A 14992-nucleotide genomic window follows, 5' to 3' on the forward strand; every position below is an offset into this window, starting at 1 on the left:
TGACGCCTACGTCTCGATGAGGAGTTATACGTGAGCCACAACGGAAGCAGCGCGTCCAACCGCACTGTCCGGGACGTCGTTTTTGTCGACGGCCTCCGCACACCCTTCGGCCGGGCAGGAGAAAAAGGCATCTACGCCGGCACCCGGGCCGACGACCTGATAGTTAAATGCCTCCGTGAGTTGTTGCGGCGCAACCCATCGCTGCCGCCCGAACGCATCGACGAAGTGGCCATCGCGGCCACGACCCAAAGCGGCGACCAGGGCCTGACGCTAGGACGGACAGCAGCCCTCCTTGCCGGACTCCCCAGGACCGTTCCCGGCTTCGCCATCGACCGCATGTGCGCCGGAGCCATGACCGCTGTTACCACCACCGCCGGCGGAATCGGTTTCGGCGCCTACGATGTGGTGATTGCCGGCGGCGTTGAACACATGGGCAACCACCCGATGGGCTCGGGAGCGGACCCCAACCCGCGGTTTATGTCTGAGCGGCTCGTGGATCCGGCAGCGCTGAACATGGGCAACACCGCCGAGAACCTGCATGACCGCTTTCCCTCCATCACCAAGGAGCGGACCGACGCCTACGCAGTGGCGTCGCAGAAGAAGTTTGATGAAGCGCGCCGCGACGGCCGGATCCAGCAGGACCTGGTGCCCGTAGCGACCCTGAAGGCGGGCCAGGGCTGGACCCTGAACACCGTGGACGAGCCACCCCGGCCGGGCACCACCATGGCTGACCTGGCCACCCTCCGCACGCCGTTCCGTGCCCACGGCCGTGTCACCGCAGGAAACGCCGCCGGCCTGAACGACGGCGCCACCGCTGCGATCCTGGCATCGGCCGAAACCGCCGCTGAGCTGCGGCTGCCGGTCCGTATGCGCCTGGTCAGCTACGCCTACGCCGGGGTGGAGCCTGAAGTTATGGGTATCGGCCCCGTTCCCGCCACCGAGAAGGCCCTGGCAAACGCAGCGCTGTCCATCGGGGACATCGGCCTGTTCGAAATCAACGAAGCCTTTGCCGTCCAGGTGCTGAGCTTCCTGGAACATTTCGGCATTGCCGACGACGATCCCCGGGTCAACCGCTACGGAGGAGCCATTGCGGTGGGCCACCCGCTCGCTTCCTCTGGAGTGCGGCTGATGAACCAGCTCGCCCGGCAGTTCGAGGAGGATCCCTCCGTGCGGTACGGCATCACCACCATGTGCGTGGGACTGGGAATGGGTGCCACCGTCATCTGGGAGAACCCGCACCACGCCGACTACAGCGGGGCCCGGCAAGAAGGTCCGGCCGCAACAACCGAAACCGTTTCCGAAGGAGCAGCATGAGCGCCGCAGATTTTACCCAGCTTGCCGACCTCTTTCCCCACGAAACCGTGACGCACTCCTACGTCCAGGACATTGACCTGCCGGCGCCGGCGGGCAAGCCCAGCCCCGGCACGTTTGCCCTCATTACGCTGGACAACGGCTTGGACCACTCGAAGCCCACCACGCTGGGGCCGAACACGCTGGTGGAACTTGGCACCGTGCTCGAGGAACTCCGGGAACGGGCGCGCCGCGGCGAAATCGTAGGCGTCGGCGTCACCGGCAAGCCCTACTACCTGGTGGCCGGCGCAGACCTTTCCACGGTCAAAACCCTGGACAAGCGCGAGCACGGATTGTGGATGGCCCAGCTCGGCCATGACGTTTACAGCACTCTGGCCAACCTGGGTGTACCCAGCTTCGCCTTTATCAACGGCGCAGCACTGGGCGGCGGCCTGGAGATTGCCTTGCAGTCCACGTACCGCACAGTGTCGACAGGAGCCGGCGCGCTGGCGCTGCCGGAAGCGTTTATCGGCCTGGTTCCCGGCTGGGGCGGCGTGTATATCCTCCCGCGCCTTATTGGCCCGGAAAACGCAGTGAAGGTCATGATCGAAAACCCCTTGAGCAACAACCGGACGCTGACGGGTCCCCAGGCCTTCGAGCTGGGCATCGCCGACGCCATGTTCGAGCCGGCGGATTTCCTGGAGCAGTCCCTTGCCTGGGCCGCGAGTGTCATCACAGGTGAGGCAACCGCGGAACGTGCCAACGCCGTCGACCCCGCCGATCCGGACACGGCAGCACGGTGGGCAGCCGCCGTATCAGCCGGGCGTGTGCTGGTGGAAGCCAAAACGTCCAATGCGGCACCCGCTCCGGCCAAGGTCCTGGACATCCTCGAGGCCAACCGCACCATGACCCAGCCGGAGTCCGCTGCGTTGGAGTGCGAAACCCTCGCCGAACTGATGCAGACCGACGAATTCCGTGCCACCGTGTACGCCTTCCTGGACCTGGTGCAGAAGCGGTCCAAGCGCCCCGCCGGCGCTCCTGACCGCAAGCTGGCCCGTCCGGTCACCAAAGTAGGGGTGGTGGGCGCGGGCCTTATGGCCAGTCAACTGGCTCTGCTCTTCGCCCGGCAGTTGAAGGTGCCCGTGGTGATGACAGACATTGACCAGGCCCGGGTGGACAAGGGCGTGGGCTACGTCCACGCTGAAGTGGACAAGCTCCTGGGCAAAAAGCGCATCAGCCAGGAAGGCGCCAACCGCACCAAGGCGCTGGTGACGGGCTCCGTTTCCAAGGACGTTTTCGCCGACGCCGACTTCGTCATCGAAGCCGTCTTTGAGGAGCTGAACGTCAAGAAGCAGGTGTTCGCCGAGCTGGAGGCGATCGTTACCCCGGAATGCATCCTGGCCACCAATACGTCCTCGCTGTCCGTGACTGCCATGGCGGAAGACCTGCAGCACCCGGAACGGCTGGTGGGCTTCCACTTCTTCAACCCGGTAGCTGTGATGCCGCTGCTGGAGATCGTCCGCGCCCCGAAAACCGACGACGCGGTATTGGCCACGGCCTTTGAGCTGGCCAAGGCCCTGAGAAAGACCGGTGTACTGGTCAAGGATGCCGCTGCGTTCGTGGTCAACCGGATCCTGCTGCGGTTGATGGGTGAAGTCACGGCAGCCTTTGATGAAGGTACTCCCGCCGAGGGTGGCGGACAACGCCCTGCGCCCCATGGGCCTGCCGATGACCCCCTTCACCCTCGGCGCCATGGTGGGACTCCCCGTGGCCCAGCACGTCCAGGAGTCGCTGCATGCGGCCTTCGGTGAACGGTTCACGGTATCCGCGAATCTGCAGAAACTGATCGACAACGGCGTGAAAAGTCTGTGGGCTCCCGGCCAGGACGGCTCGCAGGAAATCCCCCAGTCCACGTTGTCCCTGATGTCCTTCGGGACCAACCCCTCCAGCTCGGAGGAAGTCCTGCGGCGCACGCAGGATGCCCTCGCCGGGGAAATTGGCCTGATGCTGGAGGAAGGGGTGGTGGCCGGACCGGAAGATATTGACCTCTGCATGATCCTCGGCGCCGGCTGGCCGATGTTCCTGGGCGGCATCACCCCCTACCTCGACCGGGTTGGCGCCTCGGAACGGGTCAACGGCAGGCGGTTCCTCCCGCCGGGGGTTGCCTCACGGCCGGCAGGCCACCCCGCGGACGTATAGTACAGCGGGCCCTTCACAGGCACACGCAGCGGGCTCCGTCCGGTACGCCGGACGGAGCCTTTCGCGCGCAGGCGCCGGTACTAGCTGCCCAGCAGCCGCCCGCCGTCGAGCATTAGCAGGCGGTCCGCCACCGAACGTGCATAGGGCACGTCATGGGTGACCAGGACGACGGCGGCACCGGCCGCTGCTGCGGAACGGACCGCGGCATCCAGAACAGCAAGGCCATTTCCGTCCAGGGCAACCGTGGGCTCGTCCAGGGCTATGACGGACGGGCTGCGGGCAAGGACCGTTGCCAGTGCCAGCAGCCGTTGTGATGAAGCAGGCAGCTCGGCCGGATGGTCGTGCGCGGAACCGGACAGGCCCACGGACGCCAGGGCTGCGGCGGTTCTTTCCGTCGCCTCGTCGGCGCCGAACCGCCGGCCCAAACCGAACCGGACCTCCCGGGCAGCAGTCCGTTCGAAGAGCTGGTCACGCGGGTTCTGGAAGAGCAGTCCCACGGAAGCGGCCACCTCGCCGACGGACACGCAGGCAATGTCCTCCCCGTTGACGTAAACAGAGCCGGCCGTGGGCCGCAGCAATCCGTTGAAGTGTCGCAGGAGCGTGGATTTACCCGCGCCGTTGGCTCCGGTGACGGCAACGATCTCCCCTGGCAAGAGCACCAGGTCAACCCCCTGCAGCACCGTGATGGGTCCCTGCCCGCCGGCACCACGGGCGGCCGCCCTGGCCTTCCTGCCGCGGCCCGGGTTGCCGTGGTACCCGAAGCCCACACCCCGGAGTTCCAGGACGGGTCCGGCAGCAGCCTGCTGACCCAGTGCTGCGCTGCCCCGCGCCGGCATTTTCAAGCTCGGCTGCATGGCCGGGCGCCGGATCGCGGCCGGCAGGCGTCCAGGCGCCGCGTGCAAATCCTTGGGTGTGCCGCTGGCGGTCACCGTGCCGCCGTCGAGGACTATCCACCAGTCGGCCTCGAGCAGCACCTCGTCAATCGCCTGGCCGAGGACGACGACGGCGGTCCCGCCAGTCACGAGCCTGCGCAGCAGGTGTGCCAGTTCGTCCGTCCCGGCTGCGTCAAGGGAGGCAAAAGGCTCGTCCAGGACCAGGACGGCCGGCTCCGCGATGACAGCACAGCCGATGGCCAGGCGCCGCAACTGTCCACCGGAAAGCGTGCCAGGGTGGCGGTCCAGCAGCCCGTTCAGTCCGAGCAGGTCCGCGGTGCGCTTCACTGCTGCCTTCATTGCGGCCCGGTCCAGTGCTGCGTTTTCGAGACCGAAAGCCAGTTCTTCGGCCACGGTGGCACTGACCGTGGACAAAGCGCTGGAGGCGTCCTGCGGGACGAACCCCACCCGTGCACCCCATTGGGCAGGGTTGAGCCGGGGATCGTCGGCGCTCCCGATGTAGTGGAGCCTGGTCCCCGCAAGTTCAAGGTGCCCGTGCAGGTTTCCGCCTGCCCCGGGTGACAGCCAGCCCGCCAGGAGCCTGCCGAGCGTGGACTTTCCGCTTCCGGAAGCACCAAGGATCGCCGTAAGGGTCCCGGGTGCAAAGGAGAGGTCCACCTCGCGAAGGACGGGCGTGTCCTCCTCATGGTACGTAAAGCTCCTGATACCCGCGCTGAGGGCAGTGGTGGAATGCACCTAGCCTCCCGCCTGCCACAGCCGGGCCGCCACCGCAGCCACCGCGGCCAGTAGCAGAAGAATGCGCAGCAACCGCTCCAGGGACCGGTCCGGCACTTCCCGGTAGCTGGTGCGGGGGCCGGTGCTGCCGAAGCCGCGGGCTTCGAGCGCGGCGCCGCGGGTTCCCGCTTCCTCCACCAGCGCCGACACCAAGGGAACTGCCTGCAGCCGGAAAGCGGTAATCCGGTGCAGCAGGCCGTGGCGGATCACCAGCCCCCGCGCTTCCTGGGCCTGCCTGATGCGTTCCAGCCGGGACGCGGCGGCAGGCAGCAGGGTCAGGGTGGACGCCAGCACGAAGGCAATCCGGCCCTGGATGCCTTTCGCGGACAACGCCGCCACCAGGTCCGGAACGCTGACGCTGACGGAGAACACCAGGAGGGCCAGGACGGCTGCCGAGAGCTGCGCTGCCCGCTGGAGCGCGAAGGAAAGCCCTTCGGTGGTGACGCGCGCGGGGCCCCACGAGGCCAGCACGGTAAGCCCTTCCGGGAAAAACAGGCCGTGCAGGGCCAACAGCGACAAACACAGCGGCACCAGGACGGCAGCTGCCGCGGGCAGCAGCCGGCGGAGCGTACCGCACCAAGCCGAGAGACCCACCGCGGCCGCGATCACGGCGAGGGACAGCGGCCAGCTCGCCGCCGCCGTCGTAATGACTGCCGTACTGCCGGCAGCCGCGAGGGACGTCAGCGGATGCAGTCGCATGGCCAGGCGGTCAGGAGCCCTGTTCGGGCGCCTTGCCGGCCAGCACGGGGTGCCGCCGGACAAACGGGAACTGCAGGCTTGCGCGGCGGGGCAGGGCGTAGACCAACACAGCCACCACCGTGAACACGATGGCTTTGTCCATGGGGTCGGAAATAAGGGCCTGCTTGGTGATGGCGGCCAGGAGGGTGTCCCCCATGGAACGGAAGGCGCTGACAATGGCTCCGGTGGCCACACCGGACGTGCCGCCGAAGACGAAGGCCGCCACCGGGGCCGAAACCACTCCACCGATGATCCCGGTGAGGAACCCGGCGACGGGCGCGAAGTAGAAACGGCGGAAGAGTCCGTAACGCGCAGCAAGGCCTGCGAGGCACCCGATCAGTGCCGCACCGGCAGCGAATGGCAGCACGGTGGGATTGAAGAACGACCAGACGATGCTGCTCAAGGCACCCGTTGCTGCGCCGGCCGCCGGACCGGCGAGGACCGCAATCAGTACCGTACCGATCGCGTCGAGGTAGAACGGGACCAGGGTGCTGCCCACGAACTGGCCAAGCACGATATTCAGCACCAGGGCCACCGGGATCAGCACGATGGTTGAGGGCGGCAGGGTAGGCAGCACAGCGACGACGAGCAGGATGGCGCCCACCAGGAAACCGGACAAGGCGATCAGGGCGGAGGCGCTTCCCGGCCCGCCGGTGATGTCCGCGGGCTGGTTGAGGACGAGGTAGATGTAGGTGCCGGCGATGGCCACGGCGCCGAGGATTTCCAGTACGCGGCGTTTGCGGGCGGCGGCCGGTGCCGGGGATGGCAGCGTCAGGGAGGGCGATGACATGGAGTTCCTTCGGGGTGCGGACGGTCGGCCCGGGAATCCGGGGCCGGAATGGAACGCTGCTTATGTCACCTCGGCAGCTGCCGCCAGGCAGCTGCGCCTGTCCGGTCCGTCGACTATTCTACCGCGGCTGCCCGGGCGCCCTCGCGAGGGGTCCCTGCCCCGCTCATCCGAGCCGCCGGGCCAGGCTGCCGACGGCGGACACCAGCTCGCGGAAGGCAGCGTCAGGATAGTTGGCGCACACCACCCGGGCGTTTGGCGCCTGGCCCCAGAGCCCCCGGAAGTCAGCCACCGTGGTGCCGATCAGCATCGGCGAGCCAGTCTCGACGTCAACGGTGGCGGGACGCGCCTCGAAGTCGAGGGTGCCGGCTGCGACGCCGGCGGCGAAGTAGTCGTGGACGTGGGCAAGGTAGCCCTGGTCGTAGTGGCGGTGGAACTCGAAGTAGAACCGCAGCGCATCGGACAGGTGCCGTACCAGGATGTTGTCGGACGTGCTGCGCTGGCCCTCCGGCTGTTCCGGCAGCACCAGTTCGGGAACTTTCGCCCCGGACGCCTCTGCCAGCTGCCGGACATGTACGGGGTGCAGCTCCATCCGCTCGGTGGTGTCCAGGGAACACACAATCGGAAGCTTTTCCAGCGGCATGCCCTGAAAAGCGGCATAGACTTCCTTGGCCGCGTGCGGGTCCACGTGCGTGTTCCACTCTGCGGTGGGCGTTGTATTGCCCTGGTGGTAGAAGCTGCCGCCCATAATCACCACCTTGGCCAGCAGCTCCGGCAGTTGCGGTTCCTGCCGCAGAGCCAGCGCAAAGTTGGTCAGGGGTGCGGTGATGAGGGCGGTCAGCTCCCCCGGCCGGGCCCGGGCGTGTTCCACCCACAGGTCGACGGCGTTGCGCGCCGACACACTGCCGGCCGGTTCCGGCAGGACCGCGTGGCCGATGCCTTGGGGGCCGTGCGTTTCGGGAGTGGTCAGCAGCGGTATGGCCAGCGGTTCCCGCGCGCCGACGGCCACCTCCACCCCTTGGCGGCCGCACAGCTCCAGCAGCGCCAGGGTGTTGCGCGCCACCTGGTCCACGTCAACATTTCCCGGAGTGGCGGTGACAGAGACGAACTCCGTGTCCGGCAGGGCGGCAAGGTAGGCGAGGGCCAGGGCATCGTCAATCCCTGTGTCCACGTCCAGCAGGAAGGCGGTCATGGCGGTCCTAGAACAGGGCCACCTTTGGAGCGGCCGGGAAGATGCTGTCCAGCTCCGCCAAGTCCTTTTCCGAGGGCAGCCAGTCCGCTGATTCCGCGTTCTGGCGGACCTGTTCCGGCCTGGTGGCACCGGCAATGACGCTCGCCACGGACGGCTGGGCTGCGAGCCAGGAGAAAGCCACCTGGATCTCGTTCAGTCCGCGTTCCCTTGCAAAGCTGCTGAACCTGTCCAGCTGGTCCCAGTCGGCGTCGTGGACCAGGTGTTTGCGGGTGTGGCTGAGCCTGGAACCGTCCGGGGCGTGGCCGGGTGAGTACTTGCCGGTCAGCAGGCCATTGGCGAGGGGAAAGTATGGCAGGACGCCCAGGCCGAACTCCTCTGCGGCCGGCGTCACCTCAAGCTCGGCCCGGCGGTCCAGGAGGTTGTAATGGTTCTGGGTGGAGATGAAACGGGCACTGCCGAGTTCGCGGGCCACGTACTCCGCCTGCGCGATCTGCCAGCCGGCCCGGTTCGAATGTCCGATGTACCGGACCTTGCCGCTGGTAACGAGGGCATCCAGTGCCGACAGTGTTTCGTCAATGGGGGTCAGCGGATCAGGAGTGTGGAACTGGTAGAGGTCGATCCACTCGGTATCCAGCCTCCGCAGCGAGGCCTCCACGGCCTGCACGATGTAGCGGCGCGAGCCTCGGGCGCCGAAGTCTGCTCCGCTGGCGCCCTTCATGTCCATTCCGAACTTGGTGGCCACCACGACGTCGGCCCGCCTGTTGCCAAGGGCCTTGCCGAGCATCGTTTCGCTCAGTCCGGGTTCCCGGCCGTAGCTATCTGCGACATCGAACAGGGTGATTCCGGCATCCACCGCTGCATGGACGACGGCGTCGGTTGCCTCCTGCGACTCGGTGGCGGTATTGGCGCGTCCCAGGTTGTTGCAGCCGAGGCCGACAGTAGAGACGGTCAGGCCGGACTTTCCAACACGGCGGTACGTGGTCATTAACGCTCCTAAAGGCTGAAGGTGTTGGCAGGCTTGGCGGAGTGCTTGAGCTTGAAGTTCTGCGGATCGCTGTGGGGCGCTGCGCCGATACTGAGCTTGGTGAAGTCCAGGTCTTCGCCGCGGCTGCAGACCTTGATGGCGTTGACGGCCTTGTTGACGTCGGGGCAGAGGCAGAAGATGTTGAGCTTGTAGTCCGTGAACTCGGACCGTTCCACCGTTCCGAGTCCGCGCCAGGCGAGGTGGCTGATGAGGGCGTCCGTGGCCTTCTCTTCGAGGTAGCGGTCCCTGTCGGTGCCTTCCCTGGTTTTGAGCGCGAACTGGGCCACGACCCAAAATTGTTCCTCATCCGGGATCTCCGCGTAGCCGTCCTCAGCACATTGTGAAGCAAACGCGTCCAGGAGGCCCTCGGCCGCCTCGGCGTCCGGGACGTCGGTCTCCTCGGTTTTGCTCTGGTGCCCCACCGCTCCGTAATTCATGACGAACTGCTGGTAGTCCTCATCGAACCAGGCCTCCCGGAAGTGGAGGGTGCCCTCTTCGTCGCGTTTGTAGACCCTGACAATTCCGCTCATGACCGTCCCTTTGTAAACCATTCGACGTCGGTGCCGTCGAAGGGTGCCTGCTGCGCCTTGACGGCCTGGTAAAGCTGGTCCGCGCAGGCCTCAAGTGTTTCCACCAGGGCTGGCGGGTAGTCCATGGCCACGCGGTGTTCCGCGAACTCGTCCTCGTCGTCGATGAACACGCCGCGGTCTGCTGTTCTGACCACGTCCAGGTCCATGTCGATGACGTGGAATTCCGTCACTGCCGGCCGGATGGGCTGCCATTCGTGCGCCACGGCCAGGTCGATGTAGAGCTGTACACCGCCCGGGTGCGCGTCGTCATAAAACGTGGCTACCCAGTCGCCCTCGCGCGGAACCAGGAGGACGGCGTCAGACTTGGTGTAGAAGGCAGCGCCGGGCCGTGAGCAGAACTCGTTGGTTCCTTGGAAGATCCACCAGCCGTGGCGGTCTTCACCCAGGTACCGCCCGGGGACCACCCAGTGCGCCTTGCCGTTCCACTTGCGGTTCCGGGCGACGACCAGCTGGCCGGGCTCCAGGTGCCGTGGTTCGCGGCTTGCCCCGGGCTGGTCTTCAGCGTCCGGCTCCCCCACCGCGCCGGGATACTTCAGCAGATCCTCTCCCCTCACAGGATCGGAAGGCTGCCGGTGGTGGGATGCTGCTGGCCGGGCAGGGGGCGCGCGAACGGGACCTTTGTCCCGAGAACCTGGGCAACGACGTCGTGCGTTATCTGCTGGGCCGTGAGGCCAACGCGTTCCAGCACCTGCTTGCGTGTGCCGTGGTCCAGGAATTCGACCGGCAAGCCCACCTCGTTCAACGCGGTGTCCACTCCTGCGGCGCGCATTTCCTGGCGGATCCTGGAGCCCACGCCGCCGGCACGGACGCCGTCCTCGATGCAAATAACGAGGCGGTGGTGCGATGCCAGCGCGATGATGGAGCGCGGGACGGGCAGCACCCAGCGCGGGTCCACCACGGTGGTGCTGATGCCCTGCGCGCCGAGGCGGTTGGAGACGTCGAGGGCGAGTTCGGACATGGCACCCACGGAGATGATCAGGACGTCGTTCTCGGTGGCACCGCTGGGCCGGCGGGACAGGACGTCCACGCCGTCGCTGAGGCGCTCGAGGGCTTCCACTTCGGCGCCGACGGATCCCTTGGAAAAGCGGACCACGGTGGGCGCGTCGCTGATGGCCACGGCTTCGCGGAGTTCCTCCCGCAGCCTGCTGGCATCACGGGGAGCGGCCAGGTGGAGGCCCGGGACGATCTGGACCATTGACATGTCCCACATACCGTGGTGGCTGGCGCCGTCCGGTCCGGTGACGCCTGCCCGGTCCAGGACGATGGTGACACCGGCCTTGTGCAGGGCGACGTCCATCAGGAGCTGGTCGAAGGCCCGGTTCAGGAAGGTGGCGTAGACGGCAACCACAGGGTGCAGGCCGCCAAAGGCCATGCCGGCCGCGGAAGTCAGGGCGTGCTGTTCGGCGATTCCGACGTCGATGACCCGGTCCGGGTGCCGTGCCGCGAACTTGTGCAGGCCCACGGGAATAAGCATGGCGCCGGTGATGCCGACGACGTCCTTGCGCTCGTCGGCGATGGCGGCAATCTCGTCCGCGAAAACGGAGGTCCAGGACTGGGCGCCGGCGGTGCCGGTAGGTTCACCGGTTTCGGGGTCGATGATGCCCACGGCGTGGAACTGGTCAGCTTCGTGTGCCCGCGCGGGAGCATAGCCATGGCCCTTTTCGGTCATGGCATGGACGATCACGGGGCCGGCGTAGTGCTTCGCTGTGGACAAGGCGTGCTCCATGGCCTGGAGGTTGTGTCCGTCCACCGGCCCGATGTACTTCATGCCGAGGTCCTCGAACATGCCCTGCGGCGCCCACCAGTCCTTGATGCCCTTCTTCATGGCATGCAGGCTCTTGTAGGTGAACTGCCCCACCGGGCCGCCGTCCTGCAGCTTCTTCTTCCACCAGTCCAGCGCCACCTCGTAGGCAGGAGCCGTGCGGAAGGAATCGATGGTGGGACGCAAGGAGGCGAGGTAGTCGGCAAAGCCGCCCACCGTGGGGGCGTAGGACCGGCCATTGTCATTGACCACAATGACCACCCGGCGCCGCTTGTCCGCAGCGATGTTGTTGATGGCCTCCCAGGCCATGCCGCCCGTAAGGGCACCGTCCCCGACAACGGCGACGACGTGCCGGTCGCCTTTACCGGTCAGCTGCCGGGCGCGGGAGATACCGTCGGCCCAGGAGAGCGACGAGGAAGCGTGGGAGCTTTCCACGATGTCGTGCTCGGATTCGGCCCGGGACGGGTAGCCGGACATACCGCCCTCCTGGCGCAGGGTGCTGAAGTCCTGGCGGCCGGTCAGCAGTTTGTGGACGTACGACTGGTGGCCGGTGTCAAAAACGATGCTGTCGCGGGGCGAATCGAAGATGCGGTGCACGGCAAGCGTCAGTTCCACCACGCCAAGGTTGGGTCCGAGGTGCCCGCCCGTCTGGGAGACGTTCGTGATCAGGAAGTCCCTGACCTCCGAAGCCAGCTGCTTCAGCTGTTCTTCGGACAACTCGTTCAGGTCCTGCGGATTCCGGATGGTGTCCAAGATTCCCAACGACCCCTCCTTCGGGTGGTAGACGTGCCGTTTAACTCTAACGCCTTGGTCCGCAGGACCAGACTCACCAGCAAAGCCGAAGCCCCGGCTGGTCGGTGACCGGCCGGGGCTTCGGTAGGTGGCCCGTGCTGGGCAGAAACCGCTAGTTCGCGGAAATCTGGCGCAGTACGTACTGCAGGATGCCGCCGTTGCGGTAGTAGTCCGCTTCACCCGGGGTATCGATGCGCAGGACGGCGTCGAACGTCACCGAGCTGCCGTCCTCGGCAGTTGCGGTGACCTTGAGGATCTTCGGCGTGGTGCCCTCGTTCAGGGCGGTGACGCCCTCAACCGAGAACGTTTCCGTGCCGGACAGGCCCAGGGTCGAAGCGGATTCGCCGGCCGGGAACTGCAGCGGCAGGACGCCCATGCCGATGAGGTTGGAGCGGTGGATTCGCTCGTAGCTCTCGGCGATGACAGCCTTGACACCCAGCAGCGCGGTACCCTTGGCAGCCCAGTCACGGGAGGATCCGGAACCGTATTCCTTGCCCGCCAGGACAACCAGCGGAGTGCCGGCGGCCTGGTAGTTCTGCGCAGCGTCGTAGACGTAGGCCTGCGGGCCGCCTTCCTGGGTGAAGTCGCGGGTGAAGCCACCTTCGACACCGTCCAGGATCTGGTTCTTGATGCGGATGTTCGCGAACGTTCCGCGGATCATCACCTCGTGGTTGCCGCGGCGGGAGCCGTAGGAGTTGAAGTCCTTGCGCTCCACGCCGTTGGCCAGCAGGTACTGGCCGGCAGGGGTGTCGGACTTGAAGGAACCGGCCGGGGAGATGTGGTCGGTGGTGACCGAATCACCCAGCTTCAGGAGCACGCGGGCGCCCGTGATGTCCTGGACCGGCTCCGGCTGTGCCTGCATGCCCTCGAAGTACGGGGGCTTCCGGACGTACGTGGAGCTCGGATCCCAGGCGAAGGTGTCACCGGCGGGAGTGTCTAGCGCCTTCCAGCGGTCGTCACCCTCGAAGACGCCTTCGTAGCCCTTGGCGAACATGTCCTTGTCGATCGAGGAATCGATGACCTGCTGGACCTCAACCGGGTTGGGCCAGATGTCCTTCAGGAAGACGTCGTTGCCGGCCTGGTCCTGGCCCAGGGCGTCGGTTTCGAAGTCGAAGTCCATGGAACCGGCCAGGGCGTAGGCGATGACCAGCGGCGGGGAGGCCAGGTAGTTCATCTTGACGTCCGGGTTGATGCGGCCTTCGAAGTTGCGGTTGCCCGAGAGGACGGCCGCGACGGCGAGGTCGTTGGCCTGGATGGCTTCCGAGACTTCGGTTTCCAGCGGGCCCGAGTTACCGATGCAGGTGGCGCAGCCGTAGCCCACGATGTAGAAGCCGAGCTTCTCCAGGTACGGGGTCAGGCCGGACTTCTCGTAGTAGTCGGTGACAACCTTCGAGCCTGGTGCAACGGAAGTCTTGACCCACGGCTTGGACGTGAGGCCCTTGTCCACGGCGTTGCGGGCCAGGACCGCGGCGGCCAGCATGACCGACGGGTTGGACGTGTTGGTGCAGGACGTGATGGAAGCGATGGTGACCGCACCGTGGTCCAGCTCGAACTCGCGCCCGTCAGCCATCTTGACCGGAACGGGCTGCGAGATGCGTCCCGCTCCCCCGTGGGCTGCCGCGTACTTCTCCGGCTCGCGGTCCGTGTCGGAGATGTTGGTGGCTCCGGCGGTAAACGAGGGCGAGTCGGAGGCCGGGAAGGTCTCTTCGAGTGATTCGTCCAGGGTGCCGGCGTCTGCGTCGTGTGCGACGTAGTTCTTCAGGTCGTGCCGGAACTCGTCCTTAGCTTCGGTCAGTTCGATCCGGTCCTGCGGGCGCTTGGGGCCGGCGATGGACGGAACTACCGTGGACAGGTCCAGTTCCAGGTACTCGGAGAACTTGATCTCACGGGAAGGATCGTGCCAGAGGCCCTGTTCCTTTGCGTAGGCCTCCACGAGGGCCACGTTCTGGTCCGCACGGCCGGTGAGGCGGAGGTAGTCCAAGGTGACGTCGTCGATCGGGAACATGGCAGCCGTGGAACCGAATTCCGGGCTCATGTTGCCGATGGTGGCGCGGTTCGCGAGCGGCACAGCGGCCACGCCTTCGCCGTAGAACTCCACGAACTTGCCCACAACGCCGTGCTTGCGGAGCTGCTCGGTGATGGTGAGCACCACGTCGGTTGCGGTGGCGCCGGCGGGGATGGATCCGGTCAGCTTGAAGCCCACAACACGCGGGATCAGCATCGAGACGGGCTGTCCCAGCATGGCGGCCTCGGCTTCGATGCCGCCGACGCCCCAGCCGAGCACACCCATGCCGTTGACCATGGTGGTGTGCGAGTCGGTGCCCACGCAGGTGTCCGGGTAGGCACGCAGGACGCCGTCGACTTCACGGGTCATCACGGTGCGGGCCAGGTATTCGATGTTGACCTGGTGCACGATGCCGGTTCCCGGGGGAACCACCTTGAAGTCGTCGAATGCCGTCTGGCCCCAGCGCAGGAACTGGTAACGCTCCCCGTTGCGCTGGTATTCGATCTCCATGTTGCGCTCCAGTGCGCCGGAGTTGCCGAAGGCGTCGATCTGGACCGAGTGGTCGATAACCATCTCGGCAGGTGCCAGGGGGTTGACCCGCTTGGGGTCGCCGCCCAGTTCCTTGACCGCTTCACGCATCGTCGCCAGGTCAACCACGCAGGGAACGCCGGTGAAGTCCTGCATGATCACGCGTGCCGGTGTGAACTGGATTTCTGTATTGGGCTGGGCGTTGGGATCCCAGCCAGCCAAGGCGCGGACGTGATCGGCAGTGATGTTCGCGCCGTCCTCGGTCCTCAACAGGTTTTCAAGCAATACCTTGAGGCTGAACGGAAGGTTTTCTGCACCTTCAACGGAGTTCAACCGGAAAATTTCATAATCGGTTCCGGCTACATTAAGTTTGCCTTTTGAACCGAAGCTGTCCACAGTGCTCATCGCAGGACTCCTC

Annotated in this window: 10 protein-coding genes and 1 pseudogene; 2 read left to right on the plus strand and 9 right to left on the minus strand. The window is 66.2% G+C overall.

Translation table 11 applies throughout. The features are described from left to right. Positions 1–30 precede the first annotated feature (30 nt). Positions 31–1314: a thiolase family protein gene (locus tag QFZ70_RS10250; protein ID WP_307095362.1), complete on the plus strand. Its 1284-nt coding sequence runs from the start codon at positions 31–33 to the stop codon at positions 1312–1314. Then, positions 1311–3489 (plus strand): annotated as a pseudogene (locus tag QFZ70_RS10255) (3-hydroxyacyl-CoA dehydrogenase NAD-binding domain-containing protein). The gene QFZ70_RS10250 and the pseudogene QFZ70_RS10255 overlap by 4 nt, the downstream one beginning before the upstream one ends. Before the next feature lie 80 nt (positions 3490–3569). Here QFZ70_RS10255 and QFZ70_RS10260 read toward each other — a convergent pair. The 9 genes from QFZ70_RS10260 to QFZ70_RS10300 all read right to left on the minus strand — a co-directional run bounded on the left by QFZ70_RS10260 (position 3570) and on the right by QFZ70_RS10300 (position 14979). Further along, positions 3570–5117: an ABC transporter ATP-binding protein gene (locus QFZ70_RS10260; RefSeq protein ID WP_307095364.1), complete on the minus strand. Its 1548-nt coding sequence runs from the start codon at positions 5115–5117 to the stop codon at positions 3570–3572. Beyond that, the gene (locus QFZ70_RS10265) at positions 5118–5855 is read right to left on the minus strand and encodes an energy-coupling factor transporter transmembrane component T (protein ID WP_307095366.1); all 738 of its coding nucleotides are present in this window, start codon (positions 5853–5855) and stop codon (positions 5118–5120) included. A gap of 10 nt (positions 5856–5865) precedes the next feature. Continuing rightward, positions 5866–6684 (minus strand): ECF transporter S component, encoded by an 819-nt coding sequence (locus QFZ70_RS10270; protein WP_307095368.1) that lies wholly within the window; start codon positions 6682–6684, stop codon positions 5866–5868. Between the two features lie 163 nt (positions 6685–6847). Next, the gene (locus tag QFZ70_RS10275) at positions 6848–7873 is read right to left on the minus strand and encodes a nucleoside hydrolase (RefSeq protein WP_307095370.1); all 1026 of its coding nucleotides are present in this window, start codon (positions 7871–7873) and stop codon (positions 6848–6850) included. A 7-nt stretch (positions 7874–7880) separates the two neighbouring features. After that, positions 7881–8858, minus strand: coding sequence for an aldo/keto reductase (locus tag QFZ70_RS10280; RefSeq protein ID WP_307095372.1), 978 nt, complete (start codon positions 8856–8858; stop codon positions 7881–7883). Between the two features lie 8 nt (positions 8859–8866). Continuing rightward, on the minus strand, positions 8867–9427 hold the full coding sequence (locus QFZ70_RS10285) for a hypothetical protein (RefSeq protein WP_307095373.1): 561 nt from the start codon (positions 9425–9427) through the stop codon (positions 8867–8869). Then, on the minus strand, positions 9424–10041 hold the full coding sequence (locus QFZ70_RS10290; protein ID WP_307095375.1) for a DUF402 domain-containing protein: 618 nt from the start codon (positions 10039–10041) through the stop codon (positions 9424–9426). The genes QFZ70_RS10285 and QFZ70_RS10290 overlap by 4 nt, the downstream gene beginning before the upstream one ends. Then, entirely contained in the window at positions 10038–12011 is a 1974-nt protein-coding gene (gene dxs, locus QFZ70_RS10295; protein WP_307095377.1) for a 1-deoxy-D-xylulose-5-phosphate synthase, read from the minus strand. Before dxs ends, QFZ70_RS10290 begins: the two co-directional genes overlap by 4 nt. A gap of 142 nt (positions 12012–12153) precedes the next feature. Continuing rightward, on the minus strand, positions 12154–14979 hold the full coding sequence (locus QFZ70_RS10300; RefSeq protein ID WP_307095378.1) for an aconitate hydratase: 2826 nt from the start codon (positions 14977–14979) through the stop codon (positions 12154–12156). Positions 14980–14992 lie beyond the last annotated feature (13 nt).

The sequence above is a fragment of the Arthrobacter sp. V1I9 genome, assembly GCF_030817075.1.
Classification (GTDB): domain Bacteria; phylum Actinomycetota; class Actinomycetes; order Actinomycetales; family Micrococcaceae; genus Arthrobacter.